The sequence below is a fragment of the Streptomyces sp. BBFR25 genome (assembly GCF_044590125.1).
Taxonomy (GTDB): Bacteria; Actinomycetota; Actinomycetes; order Streptomycetales; family Streptomycetaceae; genus Streptomyces; species Streptomyces canus_D.
The window spans coordinates 1,400,877-1,422,173 of sequence record NZ_CP172447.1 but is presented as its reverse complement, the minus strand read 5'-3'; the positions used below and the strand labels follow the sequence as shown (position 1 = coordinate 1,422,173).

The following is a 21,297-nucleotide window of genomic DNA, read 5'->3' as shown; positions in this document are numbered from 1 at the left end:
CGTGAGGCTAGGAAGCCGGACGTTGCAGGGACGTTGCGCGCGCCGCCTGCCGACGCGCGGCTCTGCCCGAAGGCCGCCGACCGGCGGCGCTCACCCCGCGTACGGCGCCCCCAGTTCCGACTCCAGTGCCGCGAGCCGGGAGTGCGTCGCCGCCGTGGGCCGGACCGCCGCGAGTGCGCGCCACACGTCGAGATCGTCCTCCCCCCACGGAGCGTGGGCCCAGTCGGCCAGCAGGTCGGGATCGCCACAGTTGATCAGCGCCGCGCGCAGACCGTCGGCGAGCCTGCGCCTGAGCCGTACGACCGCTGGGGCCTGGGAGCCGGGCAGCAGCGGACCCGCGTACATCGTCGCCGCCGCCGTCACCGCCCCGGCCCGCAACCGGCGTTCGACGACGGCCGCGTCGGAGTCGACGGGCAGCGTGAGCCGGTACGGCCGCGAGGCCAGCCGGCCGGGCCCCAGGATGCCGCGCAGGCGTGCCAGCTCCGCCCGCAGCGTCACCGAGGGCACCGTCTCGTCCTCGTACAGCGCGCAGAGCAACTCGTCGCCCGTCAGACCCTCCGGATGGTGGGCCAGCAGCACGACGATCTCGCTGTGCCGCCGACTCAGCCGGACCCTGCGACCGCCCGCGCTCAGCAGGGCCTCGTCACGGCCCAGCGCGGTCAGCTCGGCTGCCTCGGGACCGGACCGCTCAGGCGTGAGCAGCGCCAGCTGCGACTCCGCGGCACGCGCCGCCGCCTGGACGAAGCCCAGACTGTGCGGATGCGCCAGACCGTCCCCGCCCGTGATGTCCACGGCACCGAGCACCCGGCCGGTACGGGGATCGTGCACCGGAGCGGCGGCGCAGGTCCAGGGCTGGACCCGGCGTATGAAGTGCTCGGCCGCGAAGACTTGCACCGGACGGCCGACGGCCACCGCCGTCCCCGGCGCGTTCGTCCCGACGGCCGACTCCGACCAGCGGGCCCCGGGCACGAAGTTCATCCGTCCCGCCCGGCGCCGGGTGGCCGCGTCCCCCTCGACCCACAGCAGCCTGCCGTGCGCGTCGCACACCGCGAGCAGATGCTCGCCGTCGGAGGCGAACGTCCCCAGCAGCTCCCGCACCAGCGGCATCACCCGCGACAGAGGGTGTTCCGCCCGATAGGCGCCGAGGTCACCGTCCATCAGCTCCACGCTCGCGGTGCCGTCCGGGCCGACACCAGCACGGACCGACCGTCGCCACGACTCCGCCACCACGGCGCGCACGGGCCGCGGCACCGTCCCCGCTGCGGTGAAGGTCTCGTGCGCCCGCCGCAGCGTCCGCGCGCGCTCGGCGGGGTCGGCTCCCGGTTCCAGAGCCAGCCATGAATCGGTCAACTCGGCCTCCCCGGACGGTGTGGTGGTGGGGGACATCGTGACTCCGCTGCTACGCGCGGACAACCGGTTCGACCAGCCGGATCACCCGAAGGTGACGTTCCGAGTGGCCCGGGCCGAAGAGACCCGGTGAGGGTCAGACGAAGTTGACCAGTCTGATGTAGCGGGTCCAGTCCCAGAAGGGCCCAGGGTCCGTGTGGTCGCTGCCGGGCACCTCGTGGTGCGCGATGATGTGCGTGCGGTCCTTGGGAATGCCGTAGGCGGTGCAGATCGCCGCGGTGAGCCGGGCCGACTGCTCGTACAGGGCGTCGGTGAAGTACTCGGGCCGGTCCACCCACCCCTCGTGTTCGATCCCGATGCTGCGGGTGTTGTAGTCCCAGTTGCCCGCGTGCCAGGCGATGTCCGCCTCGCGGACACACTGCGCGACGTGTCCGTCGGAGGACCGGACAACGTAGTGCGCGGACACCTGCTTCTCGGGGTCGCGGAAGATGGACAGGGTGTCGGCGTACGTCTCCTGAGTGACGTGGACGACCACGTAGTCGACGGGGTAGGCCGTGGGGCGGCTGGACCGGCTGTAGTTCGACGTGTTCGCCGGCAGCCACTCCGCGGAGGGGTAGTCGACGGCACGGGCTCGCGCGGTGGCCTGTGTACCGGAGAGCAGGGTGTACGGAACGGTGGCCAACGCGGCGCCCTTGAGGAGCCGCCGCCTGGTCGGAGCGGGTGCTGTCCTTTCCCTTTCCATGGGATTGCCCTTTCGTCGGAGGGGCCCGGGGCCCGGTGGGGGGTGGCTGCTCGGCCGTGCGACGTGACGGAGCGATCTGAAGGAGCGACATTCAGGAACGACATGACGCAACGACACGACGCAACGACATGAGCCGCGGAGCAGAACGCCGAGGCGGACGTCCGACCGCCCCCGGGGCGAGGTGCGTCCGCGTGAATCACCGTACGGCGAGCGGGGGTTGCGCAGTAGGGCGCCGCGCCGTTCCGTGGACAGCCACCGCCTTGTGGACACAGCGCTCACTCGATCGAGTGAACCGGCGTGGCGGGACAGGGCGTCGGCGAACCCGCTGCCGGGCAGGTGTCAGGCCCGCTCCGCCACCGCGCCCGGGTCGTCCAGGACGGCCCGCACCACCGAGTGCGCGGCGCCGAGCAGCGGTCCCTGCGGACCCAGCTCCGAGACCGCGACCGGGCAGGCGGGACCGGCCGTGCGCCGGGCCAGTTCGTCCCGCAGTGACGGCAGCAGCCAGGGCGCGAGACCGGCCAGGGCGCCGCCCAGCACCACGCCCTCGGGGTCCAGCAGGTTCACCGCCCCGGTCAGGGCGATGCCGAGCGCCGTACCCGCCTCGCGCAGGGCACGCCGTACATCCTCGTCGCCCTCCGCCGCACGTCCGGCGAGCAGCCCGACACGGTCCTCCCCGGGCTCCACCCCCGCCGCACGCAGTACCGCCTTCTCACCGGCGTACTGCTCCAGGCACCCCCGCCCGCCGCAGGCGCACTCGGGCCCGTCGGGATGGACCGGCACATGCCCCAGCTCACCGGCGAACCCTCGGGTACCGCGCAGCAGCCCACCGTCGAACACCACGGCCGCACCGATGCCGATCTCGGCCGAGACGTGCAGGAAGTCCCGGGGAGTGCCGTCACCGAGCCAGAGTTCGGCGAGCGCGCCGAAGTTGGCCTCGTTGTCTACCGTCGGCGGCAGGTCCGCGGGCAGCAGCGCGCCGAGGTCCGCGTCGTGCCAGTCCAGGTTCGGGGCGCGTACGACGGTCCGGCCGTCCCGGGCCACGAGACCCGGCACGGCCACGGCGAGCCCGGCCGGCCACAGTCCCTCGGCCTCCGCCTCCGACACGACCTGTCGCACCAGCCCGGTGAGCTGCGCGAGCACCGGCTCCGGCGAACGGCCTCGATTGCTGCCGTACCGTACGGCACGCGCGCGTACCCGGCCGCGCAGGTCGACCGCGCAGACCGCTAGATGGTCGACGCCGACCTCCGCCCCGATACCGGCCGGACCCTGCGCGCTGACGGCGAGCGCGGACCCGGGCCTGCCCACGCGGCCGGGGCGCTCGGGGCCCAGCTCCTCCAGCAGGCCCGAGCGGACGAGTTCGTCCACGAGGGTCGACACCGCCGCTCGCGTCAGCCCGATCCGTGAGGCGACCGCCGCCCGGGACAGGGGGCCCTCGGCGCTGACGGTGTGCATCACCCGCGCGAGATTGCGGCGCCGCATCCCCTGCTGGGTGTCCGGCAGCGCGCGTCCGGGACGGGCCGGGTGGGCTTCGTGCGGCGGTGCGGTCATGCCTCCGTCAGTCCTCGTTCCGTCGTCGCTCGATCCGGCCTCCGGCCTCCCGGCCGGTGACCACTGATCGCGGTGCACGCGTGCGCGCCGTCCGATGCCGGAGAGCCCGGACGGGGCGCCTCCGACACGTCCCGGCCCGGCCGCGCCCCGCTGCGGCGCGCCCGCGACCGTTCGCGGACCGTCCGCCGGTGGCCGCGCCCGCGCGAGCGCGTCCTCAGCGGGAGGCCGCGTCCCGTTCCAGCAGCGGTGCCGCGTCGGAGAGTACCCCGGTGATCCGGTTCAGCGTCGCCTGGTCCCGCTCCACGGCGTCGAGCACCGGCCCGGCGGCCGTGTTCCAGCGCCGGGCGACGGCGGCCGCGTCCTCGCCGGTCAGCAGGCCGGCCGCCTGCGCCGCGGCGCCGAGCGCGACCAGCTCCTTGGCCTCCGGGATCTGGACCGGACGGCCCGACAGCCGCCGTACCGTCTGCTGCCAGGCCGTGCCCCGGGCGCCGCCGCCGATCAGCAGCAGGGGCGCGGACGGGTCCGCGTCGGCGTCCAGGACGAGGTCGAGCGCGCCGAGCAGCGAGTGGACGGCGCCGTCGTAGGCGGCCTGGAGCAGCTGGCCCGCGGTCGTGTCGTGCCGCAGCCCGTACAGGAGACCGGAGGAATGCGGCAGGTTCGGTGTGCGCTCGCCGTCCAGGAACGGCAGGAGCGTGGCGTCGGTGCCCGGTTCGACGGCTTCCCGGTCCAGCCCCAGCAGGGACGCGACGCGGTCGACGGCGAGCGTGCAGTTGAGGGTGCAGGCCAGCGGAAGCCAGTCGCCGCGCGCGTCGGCGAAGCCCGCCACCGTGCCGGTCGGGTCGGCGGGTCGGCGCTGCGACACGGCATACACCGTGCCCGACGTGCCGAGGCTCATCACCGGGACGCCGGGGCGCAGCCCGAGGCCCAGCGCGGCGGCCGCGTTGTCACCGGTGCCGGCGGCGACCAGGGTGCCCTTGGAGAACGGCAGGCCGTGGCCGTCGCGTACCGTGCCGGCCACCTCGCCGGGCCGGACCACCCGGGGCAGCAACGCCGGATCGAGCCCCACGCGCGCGAGGATCTCCTCGTCGTACGCCTCCGTGCCCGACGCCCACCAGCCGGTGCCGGACGCGTCGCCGCGGTCGGTGGTCCCCTCGCCGGTGAGGCGCTCGGTGAGGTAGTCGTGGGGGAGGCGTACGGCCTTCACCGCGCGGGCCGCGTCCGGCTCCTGCTCGGCCAGCCAGGCCCACTTGGTGACCGTGAAGGAGGCGCTGGGGACACTCCCCGTGCGCTCCGCCCAGGCCTTGGCCCCGCCCAGCTCGTCGATCAGGCGGCGGGCCTGCGGGGCCGAGCGCACGTCGTTCCACAGCAGGGCCGGGCGCACCGGCTCGCCCCGCGCGTCCAGCGTGACCAGGCCGTGCTGCTGCCCGCCGATGGAGACCGCGGCGGCCTCCCGGGCGGCGTCGCCGCACTGGCTCAGGGCCTCGCCCAGCGCGTCCCACCACTGGCGGGGGTCACTCTCCCGGCCGGCCCCGGAGGACACGGTGTGGGGTGCCTGGCCGCTCGCGACGACCCGGCCGGTGGCCGCGTCGACGACCAGTGCCTTGGTGGACTGGGTGGACGTGTCCACGCCGACGACGAGCGGACCCTCGGCTGCTGACATCGGGCTTCTCCCTCTTCCGCGGGTGCTGGGACCCGGCCTTCACTCCTTGGGGGACACCTTGTGCCTTCCCAGGACCGTGTGTGCATACTAATTTGTAAAGCGCCATGACGAAATAGTCGGCAGCGATTGACCGGCAGCGAGTGAGGAGCCGCGGAATGAACTACCAGCCCACTCCCGAGGACAGGTTCACGTTCGGTTTGTGGACGGTCGGCTGGCAGGGCCGTGACCCGTTCGGTGACGCCACCCGGCAGGCCCTGGACCCGGCGGAGTCCGTGCGGCGTCTGTCCGAGCTGGGCGCGTACGGCGTCACGTTCCACGACGACGACCTGATCCCCTTCGGGTCGAGCGACACCGAGCGTGAGTCGCACATCAAGCGGTTCCGGCAGGCGCTGGACGCGACCGGCATGAAGGTGCCGATGGCGACGACGAACCTGTTCACGCACCCCGTGTTCAAGGACGGCGCCTTCACGGCCAACGACCGTGACGTGCGCCGTTACGCGCTGCGCAAGACGATCCGCAACATCGATCTCGCGGTCGAGCTGGGCGCGAGCGTCTACGTGGCCTGGGGCGGCCGGGAGGGCGCGGAGTCCGGCGCGGCCAAGGACGTGCGGGACGCCCTGGACCGGATGAAGGAGGCCTTCGACCTGCTGGGCGAGTACGTCACCGAGCAGGGCTACGACCTGAAGTTCGCGATCGAGCCGAAGCCGAACGAGCCGCGCGGTGACATCCTGCTCCCGACGGTCGGGCACGCCCTGGCCTTCATTGAGCGTCTCGAGCGGCCCGAGCTGTACGGCGTGAACCCGGAGGTCGGCCACGAGCAGATGGCCGGTCTGAACTTCCCCCACGGGATCGCCCAGGCGCTGTGGGCGGGCAAGCTCTTCCACATCGACCTCAACGGCCAGTCGGGCATCAAGTACGACCAGGACCTGCGGTTCGGCGCGGGCGACCTGCGGGCCGCCTTCTGGCTCGTCGACCTGCTGGAGCGGGCCGGGTACGCGGGGCCGCGGCACTTCGACTTCAAGCCGCCGCGGACCGAGGACCTCGACGGCGTGTGGGCGTCGGCGGCCGGCTGCATGCGCAACTACCTGATCCTCAAGGACCGGGCCGCCGCCTTCCGCGCCGACCCGCAGGTGCAGGAGGCGCTGGCCGCGGCCCGGCTGGACGAACTGGCCCGCCCGACCGCCGAGGACGGTCTCGCCGCGCTGCTGGCCGACCGGACCGCCTACGACACCTTCGACGTGGACGCGGCCGCCGCGCGCGGCATGGCCTTCGAGCACCTCGACCAGCTCGCCATGGACCACCTCCTCGGCGCCCGCTGATCTCTTCGGCTCCCGTGTGCGCGCTCCGGCCCCCTCCCTCGTGGACGGGGCCGGAGCCCGTACGGCTCGTCAACCGCACGGATTCCCGGGCATTGGACGGGACGGCGGGCGAAGAGACAGCACGGGGCCGGGCCAGGCAGCGCCGGACTGGGCAGCGCCGGACCGGCCGGACCCGGTGTCAGGTCTCGTCCCCCGTCGGGAGCGCCGCCGCGGCCAGGGCCGTCGCCGGGTCCTGGTCGGCGCCGCCCACGGGGACCCAGCGGCCGTGCTCCTCGCGGTACGGCCACCAGCGCCCCTCGCGGTCCAGGCGGAGCTGGTGCGGTGCGCCGACGACCGTCCACCGGTTGGCCTTCGCCCGGAGCGACGGTCGCTCCCTCTCCTCCCACGCCGACTCCAGTGCCGCACGCGCGCGTGTCAGCGTGTCGCCGTCCACCGCCCACTCCTCCTCCAGCACGGACAGGGCGGCCGCACCGCCGAGCCGCCAGGCGCGTACGGCCAGGGCCATCGCCTCCCGCGTGCGCCCCGAACCCTCCCCCAGGCGGTCCAGCAGATCCGGTCCGGGATCCCCCGCGGCCAGGCGCACCGCGTCCTGCGCCACGGTCGGCTCCGGGGCGACGGCCCGCCGGTCGTGCCCGCCGCTCAGGGCCTCGGCGAGCAGGCGGTGTGCCTCCGCCGCCGTCCGGGAGGCCAGGAAGAACAGGCCGGACGGGTCGACGCCCGGCGGGGAGGCCTCCTCCGTGTTCAGGGACGGCGGGACACCCGGCCCCTCCCCGAGGGCGGGCGGCGCGGGCAGCGGCGGCAGCACCTGCCCCGCCGCGTACGCCTCGGCGGCGTCCACACCCTCCGGCCGGGAAGCGACCTCCTCCGCAGGTGCCGAGCCATGTGTCTGGAGGGCCTCCAGCACGGCGCCCTCCGCGCGGCCCCGCATCAGCAACAGGACGAAGGGATCCTGGTCCAGCAGCCTGGCCACCTGGTAGCAGAGCGCCGCGGTGTGCCCGCAGTGGTCCCAGGCACCGCAGTCGCACTCCGGCTCCAAGTCGCCCATGCCCGGCAGCAGGTCGATGCCGGCGGCCGCGGCGTCCTCCACGAGGTGCGGCGGCATGTCGCGGTCCAGCAGCGCCGCGACATGCCCGGAACGCTCGATCGCCATGTCGGCGAAGCGGTCCCACTGGGCGTCGGAGAGCTGTTCCAGCAGGACGTCGGCCCGATGCGCCGTGCGGTCCCGGTCCTGGACGACCGCGGTGATGCGTCCCGGCCGCACCGACACCGCGCCGACCGCTCCCGCGCGCGCGAGCCTGCGCCCCGTCTTCACCTGCGCCGCGTCCATCGCCGCGTCCTCCAGCGCCTTCAGCCAGGCGCGACCCCACCAGGACTGCGCGAAGCCCCGGCCCTCCGCGGGCGGCAGCGCTACGAACGTCCGTTCCACACTGTCGTCGTACCGAGTCATCGCGTACCCCCTCGCAGCTCGACCAGGTCGGCCAGTTCGGCGTCCGTCAGTTCCGTGAGCGCCGCGTCCCCCGCGCCCAGAACGGCGTCGGCGAGTTCCCTCTTGCGGTTCAGCAGGGCGGCGATGCGGTCCTCGATCGTCCCCTCCGCGATCAGCCGGTGCACCTGCACGGGGCGGGTCTGACCGATGCGGTAGGCACGGTCGGTGGCCTGTGCCTCCACGGCCGGGTTCCACCAGCGGTCGTAGTGCACGACGTGCTCCGCGCGCGTGAGGTTCAGTCCGGTGCCCGCGGCCTTCAGCGACAGCAGGAAGACCGGGACCTCGCCGTCCTGGAACCGCCGCACCAGCGACTCCCGCGCGGTGACGGACGTGCCGCCGTGCAGGAACATCGACGACACGCCGCGCGCGGCCAGGTGCTGCTCCAGGAGCCGCGCCATCTGCACGTACTGCGTGAAGACCAGCACGCTCGCCTCCTCGGCGAGGATCGTGTCGAGCAGTTCGTCCAGCAGTTCCAGCTTCCCGGAGCGACCGGTGATCTTCGGCCGGTCCTCCTTGAGGAACTGCGCCGGGTGGTTGCAGATCTGCTTGAGACTCGTCAGCAGCTTCACGATCAGGCCGCGCCGCGCCATGTGATCGGCCCCGGCGATCTCCGCGAGCGCCTCGCGCACCACCGCCTCGTACAGGCCCGTCTGTTCCGCCGTCAGCGACACGGGATGGTCCGTCTCGGTCTTCGGCGGCAGCTCGGGTGCGATCCCGGGGTCCGATTTGCGGCGCCGCAGCAGGAAAGGCCTCACGAGCCGGGCCAGTCGCTCCGCCGCCGCCGGGTCCTGGCCGCCCTCGACGGCCTGGGCGTAATGCCGGCGGAAGCTGCCGAGCCGGCCCAGCAGCCCGGGTGTGGCCCAGTCGAGGATGGCCCACAGTTCCGAGAGGTTGTTCTCCACCGGGGTGCCGGTGAGCGCCACGCGCGCGCGGGCGCCGATGGAGCGCAGTTGCCGCGCGGTCTCGGAGTACGGGTTCTTCACGTGCTGGGCCTCGTCCGCCACGACCATGCCCCACGGCACGGCGGAGATCCGGTCGGTGTCCAGGCGCATCGTGCCGTAGGTGGTCAGTACGAACTCGCCGTCCGCGAGGTCGTCGAGGTCGCGGCGGGTGCCGTGGAAGCGGCGTACGGGCGTGCCGGGCGCGAACCGCTCGATCTCCCGCTGCCAGTTGCCCATCAGGGAGGTCGGGCAGACCACCAGGGTGGGGCCGGCGGCGTCCGCGTCCGTCTGCCGGTGCAGATGCAGGGCGATCAGTGTGATGGTCTTCCCGAGCCCCATGTCGTCGGCGAGACAGCAGCCGAGGCCCAACGACGTCATGCGGACCAGCCAGTCGAGGCCGCGCCGCTGGTAGTCGCGCAGGGTTGCCCGGAGGGCGGCGGGCTGCGCCACGCCCTCCTGAGCCTCGGGGTCGGCGAGGCGCTCCCGCACGGTCGCCAGCCATCCCCTGGGACGCACCTCCACGCGGTGCCCGTCGACCTCCGTCGAGCCCGTCAGGGCGGCGGCGAGCGCGTCGACCGGCGTGACCTTGTGGTCCTGCCGGGCCCGGGCGCGGTGGGCCTCCTCGGGGGCGACGAGCACCCACTGGTCGCGCAGGCGCACGACAGGACGGTTGGCCTCGGCGAGCAGGTCCAGCTCCTCGCGCGTGAGGTCCTCGCCGCCCAGGGCGAACGTCCAGTTGAAGGCGAGCAGCGCGTCGGCGGACAGGAACGACGTGCCGGCCTCGGACGGACCGGTACGCGGCTCAGGGGCGCCCTCGGGGGGCCCCACCTCGACGCGCTCGGTCAGGTCGCGGGCCAGCTCCCTCGGCCAGTGCACGTCGACTCCGGCGCCGGCGAGCGCACGGGAGCCGGGGCCGAGCAGCTCGGCCACCTCTTCGTCGGTGAGCGCGACCGCGTCCGGTACGGCCGCCGACAGCAGGGGCGTGAGCGAGGACCAGGCCCGTGCCGCCCGGCGCAGGGCGAGCAGGGCGTCCATCCGCGCGCGCGTGCCGAACGCGGCGCCCACGGCGCCGGCCCACACCTGAGCGGTGTCGGCGACGAGCGCCGGATCACTGACGCTGTGCACCTGGGGCACGGCCCGGAACGTCGGCCGGGCGTCCGGGGGAGCCGCGGCCGACAGTCCCCGCACCTCGATACGCAGTGACAGCCGTATGCCCGCGTCGTGCCCCGCGGTGACGTCCAGGGCCCATTCGCGCAGCTCGGGCGAGAGCCGGGGCTCCCGCGAGGCGTAGGCGGGTCCGTCCGTCAGGAGTCCGGCGGCGGGGGAGCGGGGGAGCGTGTCCGCGACGGCGTCCAGGAAGGAGCGCACCAGCTGCTCCTGGTCGGGCAGGCGCGGGAGATCCGTGTCGTCGACCGGGACGGCGTGCGCCTCGGGCGGCATGGCGGCGGCCAGATGGCGGACCCGCTCGGTCTCCTCCGCGCCCAGCGGACCCGCGCGCCAGGCGTCGTGCCCGGCCGCGGACAGGCCGGGCAGCAACAGCCCGCGCGCCGCGAGGTGCAGGGCCTCGACCGCGACCGCTCCCCAGAACACCGACGCCCGATGTCCGCCCGCGCGGGCACGCGCGCGGGTGAGCACCGGCAGGGCGGCCCGCACCGGGAGCAGCACCGCCGGCACGCTCACCGCTTCCACGCCTTCGTCGTCGGGCAGTACGACCGTCAGGCTTCCCGCGGTCCCCGACGGGACGGTGCCGGGTGCTTCGCCGTCGGTCCGCCAGAAGGCGACCGTGCCGGTACGGGCTGGATCGCCGGGCAGGAAGACGGCGCAGCAGTCGACGAGTGCGGAGATCTCGGAGGGGGTCGGAAGAGCGTTCTGCGCAGCGATGACGTATTCCTCAAATTTGACTAGCCGGGATGCGGCGGCTGAGTATATGTGATCACTGAGGTTTTGGGTTGCGAATATTGTGTGGTGTGGCTCACTCTTCAGGTCTCAGGGGTGCGTAGGGGTAGGTCCTCAGGGAGTTCTCAGGGTCGCGTCGCGGAACCGCCGGGAGCGCGGGTCCGTTTTCAGGACAGAGAGCGGCAGTGGCCGCGAAGGAGGCGACATCATGTCGAAGAACGCCAAGGTCGCAGCGGGGGGTGTGGCGGTCGGGCTCATCCTGCTGATCTGGCTGCCCTGGTGGGCCGCCCTGCTGATAGTTCTGGGAGTCCCGGCCGCCGCTTACCTCACCCTCGATCCGTCACAGCGGCGCAGGCTGCGCCGTGTCTCGCGCAAGGAGATAGGACGTTGAGGCGCTAACGCCGCGTCGTGTCCGCCTCGGTCAGGGCGCAGGAGTCCAGCACGTCGCCGTCCGAGGGCTCACCGACCGAGTGGTCCGCCGGTGGCGGGGTGCCCCGCTCCACCCACCCGGTCAGCACGTCGAACGCGGACCGGAAACAGGGGAGGATCGGCCGCAGCCTGTCGGGATGGGTGTCGTACAGCCCGTCGACGTGGGTTCCGCCCTGGATCGTGTAGTAGCGGTGCAGCCGGCCGCGCCCGCTCGCGTCGATCATCCGTGCGTACGCGTCGGAGTCGGCGGCCCGGGGAAGCAGCGCGTCCAGATCGCCGTGCAGCGTGATCAACGGCTTCCCGATGCGCCCGGTCAGTGCCACCCGTGCCACCGCGCGGTGGACGGAGGCAGGGCGTGTCGCGAAGTCGTACGTCGCGTCGGACGGGCACGGCGCCAGTATCTCCGCGGGGGACGACCCGGCGCTGGGACCCGGACAGTGAGGGTCGTAGGCCGGGTCGAACTCGGCTCGGTAGATCTTCTGCGTCACACCCCAGTAGGCCTTCTCGTGGTACGGCCACAGGAACTCCGAACCGCGCGCGAACCCCACCGCGTACAGCTCCTCGTCCCGCGCCGCGCCCAGCGTCCGGGCCACCGTCGCCGGAAGAGAGGTGAGCAGTCCGGGACCGTCCTCGGCCCACAGTGCCCCCTCCCAGTCCACGCCGCCGTCGTAGAGCTCGGGGTGGTTCTCCAACTGCCAGCGGGTGAGATAGCCGCCGTTGGAGATGCCGGCGATGTACGTGCGCCGCGGGGCGTGCCCGTAGCGCCGGGCGGCGACCTGCCGGGCGGCCCGGGTGAGCTGGGTGGTCCGCGCGTTCCACTCCGCGACCGCGTCTCCGGGCCGCTTGCCGTCCCGGTAGAAATCCGTTCCGCTGTTTCCCTTGTCGGTCGCGGCGTACGCGTACCCCTGCGCCAGTGCGCGGTCGGAGATCGCCTTGTCCGTGGCGTACTGCTTGCGGGTGCCCGGCGCCCCCGTCACGACGAGGCCGCCGTTCCAGCGGTCCGGCAGCCGGATCACGAACTGGGCGTCGTGCCGCCAGCCGTGCGTGGCGTTGAAGCGCGAGGAGTCCGGGAAGTACCCGTCGACCTGGATGCCGGGAACCCCGGACGGCGTCCTGGTCCCACTCGCCGTCAGCCCGGCCTGGTCCGCGAGGTCGGTGTACGGGGTGCCCGCCAGTCCCGTGGTCGTCAGATCGGCCAGGCAGGTGCTGCGCTGCACGGCCGCGCCCGGCACCCGCACGCGCTCCTTGCGGGCGCAGTGTGCGCCCGTGTCGGCGGCCGCGGCGGTGGGCGACGGTCCGGTGAGCGCGACGGCGGTCAGGACGGCGGCGAGGAACGGGACACCACGGCGCAGACGCATCAGGTCCTCCGAGCGATGGGGAAGTGGAGCCGAGGGCTGCCCCATCGTGCGGGTCCGCCTCCACCTGCTCCATGGGCTGGAGCCACATGTGCGGAGAGCGGGTCATGGTGGTTGAAGACAGTCGGGGACCCGTGCTTCCCCGGCCCCGGACGGCGGGACGCCTTCCGTGTCCCGGGTCAGCTCGGCCGTACGGCCATCTTGTCGAGGGCCTCCAGGAGTCCGGGCAGCGACGGTCCCCGCCCCACCGGCAGGACCTCACCGGGCTCCTCGTCGAGCAGGACGAACGCGATGTCGTCGGTCCTGGCGACGAGCGACCAGCCGGGGCCGTCCGCACGCAGCGTCCGCGCGTCTCCCGGCGCGAACGAGGACCGGACCCGGCCGAGCGGCGGCGGTGTGTCGATGTAGGCGCGGGCTTCGGCGAGGACCCGCCGGACACCCCCGTGCCGGAAGGTTTCGGCGCCGGTCCGGTCGTCCGTGGCGACGGCCTCGTCCGCGGCATCGCCCGACGCGTCCCCGTCGGTGCTCTCCTCGGAGCCCGCGCGGGCTTCCCGCGCATCGCCCGGGGCACCGTCCGACGCACCGGCGTCGCCGCCCGGCGTCGGGAACTCCGCGTCGTCGATCTGCTCCCGCCACTGGGCCCACTGCAGGGCGATCTCGTCGGCGCCCAGACGGCGCTGCGCCGGACCCCAGACCGTGGTGTCCGGCGGGCACAGCGCGGGCTGGTCGGTGGACTCGGGCCCCGGGTCGTGCGGCACGGGCACACCGGGTGCTGCCACGGCGACCGCGAGGGGCCAGCCGGGCAGCGCGGTGACGACCGTCCGCTCGTCCGGCGACAGGTCGTACTCCATGCCGCAGTCCCAGGACGCCACGGCGACCGCGACCAGCGAGACGTCGTCGATGACGACGGTCCACCGGGCGCCGTCACCGTCCTGGCCGAGCACCAGGCCGTAGCCGTCGGCCAGCGGCGGGAGACCGAGCGCGGCGCACGCCTCTGGGTAGTCGTCGCCCAGCACACTCGGAAACTTCGCCGGCGTCAGCAGCACCGCCGTGAGCACATAGAGCGCATCGTCCGCGGCGGCGACGGCGTCCTCGTCCGTCCCGGCCATCCCAGCCTCCCCATCGGTTCGTCCAATGGCGGGCACCCTAGTGTGCCCGGGAAGCCCTTGTCACGACTCCCAGACGCACCCGAGCTGCAGCTTTCCGGTTGGACGGGGGCGAATCGACCACTCGGCACCCGGGGTGCGACGCTCACATCGCGGGCAGTCCGAGGAGCGCGCGGGCCACGTCCCGCGGGGGCTCGTCCCGTTCCCGCGCGAGGGCTAGCACGGCCCGGCACGCCAGTTCGTTGACCCCGAACGACAGGGCCTCCGGCGACACGCGGCCCGCCGCCTCGTCGATCCGGTCCTGATCGTCGTCCACACACGCCGAGACGTAGGCGGCCGCGGCCTCGAAGAGGTTGTGCGAGCGGGACCCGCCTCCCGCGTTCCCCTCCTTGTTCCGCTCCGTGCGCCGAGCGGCGCGGGATCTGTTCCAAGTCTCGCGGATCCTGCCGAACAAGCGGACCACCCTCCCCATGCGATCGTCCTCACCGACCGCACATATCCTGCTGCTCAACGTAGAGTTGAAGTTTCGGCGGCAGAAGGGGGCGGTCAGAATGCGGCGGTTCGAACTACTGGCACGGATCCGGCGCATGGATCCGCACGAGGACGCCTCGGAGATCTATCGGCTGTCCTCGGCCTACGAGTTCCCCTGGGACTTCGCCCGTGCCCTGGAGTTGGCGCTCTACCGCACCTACGCCGTGCCGAGCATCGGCCGGCTGCTCGCCGAGACGGCGGAGTTCACCGACCGGCCCCAGAAGCGGTACGACGACACGGCGCTGCTGCTCGACGCCGTGGTCGAGCACGGCTTCGACAGCGAGCAGGGTCGCACCGCCATCCGGCGCATCAACCGGATGCACCGCAGCTACGACATCACCAACGACGACATGCGGTACGTCCTGTGCACGTTCGTCGTCATCCCCAAACGCTGGATCGACACCTACGGGTGGCGCAGGATGTCGCGCCACGAGACCGTCGCCTCCGCCGTCCACTACCGCACGCTGGGACGGCACATGGGCATCAGGGACATTCCCGGTTCCTACGAGGAGTTCGAAGCCTGTCTCGACGCCTACGAGGAGGCCCACTTCGCCTGGGACGAGGGCGGGCGCCGCGTCTCCGACGCCACGCTCGACCTCATGGCCTCCTGGTACCCACGCCCTCTCGCGCCGCTCCTGCGCGCCGGGACCCTCGCCCTGCTCGACGAGCCCCTGCTGCGAGCCTTCGGCTACGCCCCGCCGCGCCCCGCCACCCGCGCGGCCGTGCGCCGCGCCGTCAGGCTGCGCGGACGCGTGGTCCGGCTGCTGCCGCCGAGGCGAGCCCCGCACCACGCCCGTCAGAACCGGGAGATCAAGGGCTACCCGAACGGCTACCGGCTGGCCGATCTGGGCACCCGCCCGGTTCCCGGCGTCCGCGGCTGCCCGGTCCGCCACATCGGCTCGTCAGCCGCCGAGTGAAGCGATCGTCTCCCGCAGCCAGCCCAGTTCGGCCCGGGAGGTGGCCCTCGCGACGATCAGTACGCCACGCCGGAAGGGGTCGTCCAACTCCTCGGCGCCCAGGGGGCGGTCACCGTCGTAGAAGAAGCTCGCGGGTTCCTCCAGGAAGGTGAGCCGGCGGCGCAGTACGGCGGCCTGGGCGGGGGCGTCGTCCAAGTGCCGGAGGAAGGCGAGCACCGTGAACCAGCGGTTCTCGTCGGTGATGTCGCGCTGCACGGGCTCGGCGAGCCGTCGGCGCAGCTCCCGTCGCCCCTCCTCGGTGAGGGTCAGCACGTGACGCGGCGCGGCGACGGAGCCGGGCTGTGTGGTGCGCGCGAGGAGCCCCGCCTTCTCCAGACGCTTGATCGCGGGGTAGAGCGTGCTCTCGGCGACCGGACGCACGTGTCCCGTCAGTGCGGTGATGCGCTTGCGCAGCTCGTAGCCGTGCAGCGGGGCGTCGTAGAGGAAACCGAGGACGGCGAGCTCCAGCATGCCCGCATTATCCCTCACGGCGCTCGCGGCTTCCGTGATCGGTGTACATCGACCGCTCAATACATCGATAGCGATGTATCCTCTTCGTGGACATGGGAAACCTGGCACTCCACAGGGGGACGCTTTGAACGAGGCACGGTTCGACGACGAGGGGAGCCGCATTCGCTGGACGGAGACGCCCGGCGAGGAACCCGCGCGGGTGTACGTGCACGGGCTCGGCTCGGTCTCCTCCGTGTACCACGCCCACATCGCGGCGCATGCGGAACTGGCGGGCCGGCGCAGCCTCTTCGTCGACCTGCCGGGCCACGGCATCAGCGACCGCCCGGAGCACTTCGGGTACACACTCGTCGACCACGCCGACGCGCTGGCCGCCGCTCTGGACGAGGCGGGACTGGCCGGAGCCGAACTGGTCGCGCACAGCATGGGCGGTGCCGTCGCCGTCGTCCTCGCCCACCGGAGGCCCGAGCTGGTGTCCCGCCTGGTCCTCACGGAGGCCAACCTCGACGCTGCCCCGCCGCCGACCGCGGGCAGCAGCATCATCGCCTCCTATCAGGAGGACGATTTCGTCCACGGCGGCCACGCGCGCGTGCTGGAGGCTGTCGGCACCCGGTGGGCGGCGACGATGCGGCTGACGGATCCACGCGCCCTGCACCGCTCCGCCGTCGGGCTGTGCCGGGGATCGGCTCCCGTGACGCGCACCCTTCTCGAGGGGCTCCCGGTCGAGCGCGTGTACCTCCAGGGCGGACTCAGCGGCGAACTGGCGGGCCGGGAGTCCCTGGAGGCCGCGGGCGTGCAGGTGACGGTCGTGCCGGGAGCCGGGCACAACGTCATGCTCGACCGCCCCGACGCGTTCGTGGCGGCGGTCGCCGGGCGGGGCTGACTCAGCTCGCGCGGGCCAGGGCCAGGAACCGGGCGTCCTCGTCGACGTACGCCGTCATGTCCCACCCCGAACCGGCCAGCAGCGGACGGAGGTTGCGCTCGGCGCGCAGATCGTCCGGCGTGAGTTGCCGTCCCTGCCGGGCCGCGAGCGCCGCCCGGCCGATCGGGTGGAACAGCGCCAGCACACCGCCGGGACGCACGACGCGCGCCAACTCCCGCAGATTCCCGGCGGGATCGGGCAGGTGCGCGACCAGACCCGCCGCGAACACCGCGTCGAGCGCGCGGGAACGCAGTGGCAGCGCGGCCACGTCGGTCAGCAGCAGGCGCCCGTCACGGTCCCTGCCGGCCCGTACGGCGGCCTGGAGCATGGCCGGAGTCAGATCGGCCCCGACGACCAGCCCCGTCGGTCCCACGGCCGTACGCAACGGGGACAGGGCCCGGCCGGTGCCGCACCCCGCGTCCAGTACGCGATCACCTTCGCGCAGCCCCAGCTCGGCCACCGCGGCCGCGTAGGCCGGGCCGTCGTCGGGGAACCGGCGGTCCCAGTCGGCGGCCCGGGAGCCGAAGAACTCCTGCACGTGCGTGTGGTCGTCGCTCATGCTTCGCATGATTCCCCAAGAGCGCAGAAGACACCGCAGCGCACACGTTCGAGCATGACGCGATCGTTCCAGTGTCCCTCTGGGTCAGATAGCAACACCTTTCGAAGTGCGCCCCCGTTGTGCGCCCTGTTCGGGACTAGCGTCCCGGGGCCATGGGACACCTGGACCACGCCGCCCTGGGCTGGCTGACACCCGCGCTGTCGTACGCGATGGCCTGTATCGGCGCGGCCCTCGGACTGCGCTGCACCGTGCGGGCGCTGGCCGCCACCGGGCGCACACGCCGCAACTGGCTGCTGACCGCGGCCTCGGCGATCGGCACGGGCATCTGGACGATGCACTTCGTCGCCATGCTGGGCTTCCGGGTCGACGGCACCGACATCCGGTACGACGTACCGCTCACCCTCGTCAGTCTCCTCGTCGCCGTGCTCGTCGTCTGCGCCGGGGTCTTCGCCGTCGGCTACGGCCGCAACCGGGTGCGAGCGCTGCTGCTCGGCGGACTCACCACGGGGCTGGGTGTGGCGAGCATGCACTATCTCGGCATGGCGGCCATGCGCCTGCACGGCGAGGTGAGCTACGACCCGGTACGCGTGGGGCTCTCCGTGCTCATCGCCGTCGCAGCCGCCACCGCGGCCCTGTGGGCGGCGCTCCACACCGAGTCGCCCCTCGCGGTCGCCCTCGCCTCGCTGATCATGGGGGCCGCGGTGAGCAGCATGCACTACACCGGCATGTTCGCGGTGAGCGTCCGCGTCACGCCCTCCGGCGAGGCACTGCCCGGGGCCACGGCGATGCAGTTCATCTTCCCCCTCGCCGTCGGCCTCGGGTCCTACCTCTTCCTGACGTCGGCCTTCGTCGCGCTGTCGCCGACGGCCGGGGAGCATGCGGCGACCGCCTCGGCCAGGCAGCAACCCGCTGGGAGCGCAGCCCCGTGACGGCGGACCCGGGCCGCAGGGCCCGGCGACAACGCACCGACCCCGTCCCGAGCGAGGAGGCCATGCGCCCACCCCGAGCCACCCCCGAACGCGCCACCCCCGAACGCCCCACGCCCGAACCAGGCGTCGGGCCGCAGCCCCGTCCGTCCGTGCGTGGCCGTCGCGCGCACGCCGGACCACCCGCCGACGAGGGTCCGACGGGGCCCGTTGGCGTGGCGGGTGACCCGCCCGCCACCCGGGCGTGGCCCGGCCGCATACGGCCCCGCACCGTGCGCGCCAGGATCGTCTGCCTCCTGATGGTGCCCGTCGTCTCCCTCCTGGCCCTGTGGGCGTACGCCACCGTCAGCACCGCCCAGGACATCTCCCGGCTGCGGCAGGTCCAGCGCGTGGACGCCCGGGTTCGGGTCCCCGTGAACGCCGCCGTCGCCGCCCTGCAGGCCGAGCGGCTCGCGGCCGTCCGCCACGCCACCGACCCGTCGTCGGTGCCGGGTGCCGACTTCCGGGACCTGACCGCGCGCACCGACCGCGCGGTGGGAAAGCTGCGGCTCGGCGACCACCACACCGTGGCCGACAGCGAGGAACTGCCCGCCGGAGTGGCCCGGCGGCTCGAGGCGTTCGTCACCGGCGCCGAACGCCTGGGGCCGCTGCGCACCGCCGTCCTCGACCACCGCGCGGACTGGGAAGAGGCCTACCGCCGCTATACCGCAGCCATCTCGGCGGCCTTCCACGTGGGCGGCGCGCTGAGCGGAGTCCAGGACGCCGATCCGGGATCCGACGCGCGCGTACTGGTCGAGTTCGCCCGCGCGGGCGAGGCACTGGCCCAGGAGGACGCCCTGCTGGCCGGTGCCCGCCCGGCCGACGAACTCGCCGGTGCGCGGCTGCGCCTGTTCACCGGCGCCGTGGACACCCGCCGGACGCTGACCGAGTCCGCCGTCGCAGATCTGCGCGGCGACGAACGCGCGGCCTGGCGGGATCTGGCCGACAGCGACTCCTACCTGGCCGTGGGCGCCGCGGAGGAGCGGCTGCTCGGCAGCGGTCCGCGGGGACGACCGGTCGAGGCGACGGCACCCCGGTCCGCCTGGGACGAGGCGCACGCGCGCGTACGGGACGGCATGCGGGCGATCGAGCGGGACGCCGGACGCTCGGCGGCCGACCGGACCGACCCCTTCACCCGCGGTGTGCTCTCTCCGGCCGGAGCCGCGGTCCTCTTCGGCCTCCTCGCCGTCGTCGCGTCGCTCGTCATCTCCGTCCGCATCGGCCGCGGGCTGGTGGTCGAGCTGGTGAGTCTGCGCGACAGCGCCCTGGAGATCGCCCGGCACAAACTCCCCGAGGCGATGCGCAGACTGCGCGCGGGGGACGAGATAGACATCCGGTCCGAGGCACCGCCCCGGCCTCCTGCCGAGGACGAGGCGGGGCAGGTCGCCGAGGCCCTGGCCAGCGTGCACCGGGCCGCCCTGCGCGCCGCGGTGGAACGTGCCGAACTCGCCGGCGGCATCGCCGGGGTCTTCGTCAACCTCGCCCGCCGCAGTCAGATCCTCGTCCACCGTCAACTGAGCCTCCTGGACAGCATGGAACGCCGTTCCGACGACCCGAACGAACTCAGTGACCTCTTCCGGCTCGACCACCTCACCACCCGCATGCGGCGCCACGCCGAAAGCCTGATCATCCTCTCCGGAGCGGCGCCCGGCCGTGCCTGGCGGATGCCGGTCTCCCTGACCGACGTGGTCCGTGCCGCCGTCTCCGAAGTCGAGGACTACGCGCGCGTGGAGGTACGGCAACTCCCCGAGGCGTCCGTCAAGGGCGCCGCCGTCGCGGACGTCACCCACCTCCTGGCCGAGGTCATCGAGAACGCCGCCCAGTTCTCCCCGCCCCACACGCGCGTGCGGGTCACCGGTGAACCCGTGGGCAACGGCTATGCGATCGAGGTCGAGGACCGCGGCCTCGGCATGGGCAAGGACGCCCTCGCCGAAGCCAACCACCGCATCACACGGACCGAGACGCTCGACCTGTTCGACAGCGACCGGCTCGGCCTGTTCGTCGTCAGCCGACTCGCCGCGCGGCAGGACATCAAGGTGCACCTCAAGACCTCCCCCTACGGCGGCACCACCGCGGTCGTCCTCCTGCCCACCGCACTCCTGCACGGCGAACCGGCGGCGCCCCCTCCCGGGGCGGCACACGAGGCGGCCCGGCCCGAGGAGCGCCTGTACGCGCGCGTGCCCGGTGCCGCCGGGCAGCAGGAACCCGTGACCGCACCGGCAGGCCGGCCGGCACTGGCATCCGCCGCATCGGCGGGAACGCGCACCACCACACCCGGCCGGCCTCCGGGAGCGCCCGCCCTGCGACTGCACCTGTCCTCCGACGACCCCGATGCCTCCCGGGCCCACGCGAAGAGCGACGGCGATCGCCCACCGGAGCCGACCGGGGAGTCCGACGACCTTCCCCGCCGGGTACGGCAGGCCAGTCTCGCCCCCCAACTGCGCGACGGGGGCCCCGTGGGCCCCGCGCGCCCCGGCCGGGCGCGCGGCGACGAGGAGCGCACCCCCGAGGCCGTGCGGGACCGCATGGCCGCCTACCGCGACGGCTGGTGGCGCGGCGGTGGCCGTCGCCCCGGCCGCCCGGCACCGCCGGAGCCGCCGACCGGCGACCGTACCGAAGGAGACCCCGCATGATCCAGAATCCCGACACGGGAACCGCCCGGCGGCCCCGCGAACTCGACTGGCTCCTGGACGACCTCGTCGGACACGTGCACGAGGTACGGCACGCCGTGGTGCTGTCGAACGACGGGCTCGCCGTGGGCGCCTCGAACGACCTGGGCCGCGAAGACGCCGAGCACCTCGCCGCCGTCGCCTCCGGCTTCCACAGCCTGGCCAAGGGAGCGGGCCGGCACTTCGGCGCCGGGGGCGTGCACCAGACCATGGTCGAAATGGACGACGGGTTCCTGTTCGTGGCCGCGGCGGGAGACGGCTCCTGCCTCGCCGTGCTCACCGCGGTGACCGCGGACATCGGTCTCGTGGCCTACGAGATGGCACGGCTGGTGCGACGCGTCGGCGAGCACCTGCACACCGCGCCACGCGCTGCCGCGCGGCCACCCTTCGGCTCATGA

At 73.6% G+C, this 21,297-nt stretch carries 18 protein-coding genes; 7 read left to right on the top strand and 11 right to left on the bottom strand.

Going from position 1 to position 21,297, the window contains the following annotated elements; translation table 11 throughout:
* Positions 1–90: 90 nt before the first annotated feature.
* The 4 genes from ACGH52_RS06330 to xylB all read right to left on the bottom strand — a co-directional run bounded on the left by ACGH52_RS06330 (position 91) and on the right by xylB (position 5,297).
* The gene (locus tag ACGH52_RS06330) at positions 91–1,386 is read right to left on the bottom strand and encodes a GAF domain-containing protein (RefSeq protein WP_399938094.1); all 1,296 of its coding nucleotides are present in this window, start codon (positions 1,384–1,386) and stop codon (positions 91–93) included.
* Positions 1,387–1,483: 97 nt separating this feature from the next.
* Positions 1,484–2,089, bottom strand: coding sequence for an N-acetylmuramoyl-L-alanine amidase (locus tag ACGH52_RS06325; protein WP_076973218.1), 606 nt, complete (start codon positions 2,087–2,089; stop codon positions 1,484–1,486).
* A 339-nt stretch (positions 2,090–2,428) separates the two neighbouring features.
* Complete coding sequence (locus tag ACGH52_RS06320) at positions 2,429–3,637, bottom strand: ROK family protein (protein ID WP_399938091.1); 1,209 nt, start codon at positions 3,635–3,637, stop codon at positions 2,429–2,431.
* A gap of 214 nt (positions 3,638–3,851) precedes the next feature.
* Entirely contained in the window at positions 3,852–5,297 is a 1,446-nt protein-coding gene (gene xylB, locus ACGH52_RS06315) for a xylulokinase (RefSeq protein ID WP_059297541.1), read from the bottom strand.
* A 155-nt stretch (positions 5,298–5,452) separates the two neighbouring features.
* On the opposite strand from xylB, the gene xylA reads away from it, so the two are divergent.
* Positions 5,453–6,616, top strand: a complete 1,164-nt coding sequence (xylA, locus tag ACGH52_RS06310) for a xylose isomerase (protein ID WP_059297540.1) — start codon at positions 5,453–5,455, stop codon at positions 6,614–6,616.
* A 178-nt stretch (positions 6,617–6,794) separates the two neighbouring features.
* Here the strand turns inward: xylA and ACGH52_RS06305 are convergent, their stop codons facing one another.
* Both ACGH52_RS06305 and ACGH52_RS06300 read right to left on the bottom strand, forming a co-directional pair.
* On the bottom strand, positions 6,795–8,063 hold the full coding sequence (locus ACGH52_RS06305; RefSeq protein ID WP_399938089.1) for an SWF or SNF family helicase: 1,269 nt from the start codon (positions 8,061–8,063) through the stop codon (positions 6,795–6,797).
* A complete protein-coding gene (locus tag ACGH52_RS06300) occupies positions 8,060–10,924 on the bottom strand; it encodes a DEAD/DEAH box helicase (RefSeq protein WP_399946658.1) in 2,865 nt (954 codons plus the stop codon). The genes ACGH52_RS06305 and ACGH52_RS06300 overlap by 4 nt, the downstream gene beginning before the upstream one ends.
* Positions 10,925–11,147: 223 nt before the next feature.
* On the opposite strand from ACGH52_RS06300, the gene ACGH52_RS06295 reads away from it, so the two are divergent.
* Positions 11,148–11,330: a hypothetical protein gene (locus ACGH52_RS06295; RefSeq protein ID WP_059297537.1), complete on the top strand. Its 183-nt coding sequence runs from the start codon at positions 11,148–11,150 to the stop codon at positions 11,328–11,330.
* A gap of 4 nt (positions 11,331–11,334) precedes the next feature.
* Here ACGH52_RS06295 and ACGH52_RS06290 read toward each other — a convergent pair whose 3' ends face one another.
* The 3 genes from ACGH52_RS06290 to ACGH52_RS06280 all read right to left on the bottom strand — a co-directional run bounded on the left by ACGH52_RS06290 (position 11,335) and on the right by ACGH52_RS06280 (position 14,301).
* The gene (locus ACGH52_RS06290) at positions 11,335–12,726 is read right to left on the bottom strand and encodes a tannase/feruloyl esterase family alpha/beta hydrolase (protein ID WP_121701637.1); all 1,392 of its coding nucleotides are present in this window, start codon (positions 12,724–12,726) and stop codon (positions 11,335–11,337) included.
* 176 nt (positions 12,727–12,902) lie between these two features.
* The gene (locus tag ACGH52_RS06285) at positions 12,903–13,832 is read right to left on the bottom strand and encodes a hypothetical protein (RefSeq protein ID WP_121701636.1); all 930 of its coding nucleotides are present in this window, start codon (positions 13,830–13,832) and stop codon (positions 12,903–12,905) included.
* Positions 13,833–13,974: 142 nt separating this feature from the next.
* Positions 13,975–14,301 (bottom strand): hypothetical protein, encoded by a 327-nt coding sequence (locus tag ACGH52_RS06280; protein WP_076973211.1) that lies wholly within the window; start codon positions 14,299–14,301, stop codon positions 13,975–13,977.
* A gap of 79 nt (positions 14,302–14,380) precedes the next feature.
* Between ACGH52_RS06280 and ACGH52_RS06275 the strand changes: the two genes are divergently transcribed.
* Positions 14,381–15,277 carry an oxygenase MpaB family protein gene (locus tag ACGH52_RS06275; RefSeq protein ID WP_121701634.1) on the top strand — a complete coding sequence of 299 codons (897 nt, stop codon included), beginning with the start codon at positions 14,381–14,383 and terminating at the stop codon, positions 15,275–15,277.
* On the opposite strand, the gene ACGH52_RS06270 is transcribed toward ACGH52_RS06275, so the two are convergent.
* A complete protein-coding gene (locus tag ACGH52_RS06270; RefSeq protein ID WP_076973209.1) occupies positions 15,263–15,787 on the bottom strand; it encodes a PadR family transcriptional regulator in 525 nt (174 codons plus the stop codon). The two genes, ACGH52_RS06275 and ACGH52_RS06270, sit on opposite strands and share 15 nt — an antisense overlap.
* A 124-nt stretch (positions 15,788–15,911) precedes the next feature.
* On the opposite strand from ACGH52_RS06270, the gene ACGH52_RS06265 reads away from it, so the two are divergent.
* Positions 15,912–16,667 (top strand): alpha/beta fold hydrolase, encoded by a 756-nt coding sequence (locus ACGH52_RS06265; protein WP_121701633.1) that lies wholly within the window; start codon positions 15,912–15,914, stop codon positions 16,665–16,667.
* 1 nt (position 16,668) lies between these two features.
* Here the strand turns inward: ACGH52_RS06265 and ACGH52_RS06260 are convergent, their stop codons facing one another.
* A complete protein-coding gene (locus ACGH52_RS06260) occupies positions 16,669–17,265 on the bottom strand; it encodes a class I SAM-dependent methyltransferase (RefSeq protein ID WP_076973207.1) in 597 nt (198 codons plus the stop codon).
* 152 nt (positions 17,266–17,417) lie between these two features.
* On the opposite strand from ACGH52_RS06260, the gene ACGH52_RS06255 reads away from it, so the two are divergent.
* The 3 genes from ACGH52_RS06255 (at position 17,418) to ACGH52_RS06245 (ending at position 21,297) form a co-directional block, all read left to right on the top strand.
* Entirely contained in the window at positions 17,418–18,194 is a 777-nt protein-coding gene (locus ACGH52_RS06255; protein ID WP_210976091.1) for an MHYT domain-containing protein, read from the top strand.
* Positions 18,195–18,256: 62 nt separating this feature from the next.
* The gene (locus ACGH52_RS06250) at positions 18,257–20,863 is read left to right on the top strand and encodes a nitrate- and nitrite sensing domain-containing protein (protein ID WP_399938084.1); all 2,607 of its coding nucleotides are present in this window, start codon (positions 18,257–18,259) and stop codon (positions 20,861–20,863) included.
* Positions 20,860–21,297: a roadblock/LC7 domain-containing protein gene (locus tag ACGH52_RS06245; RefSeq protein WP_076973204.1), complete on the top strand. Its 438-nt coding sequence runs from the start codon at positions 20,860–20,862 to the stop codon at positions 21,295–21,297. Before ACGH52_RS06250 ends, ACGH52_RS06245 begins: the two co-directional genes overlap by 4 nt.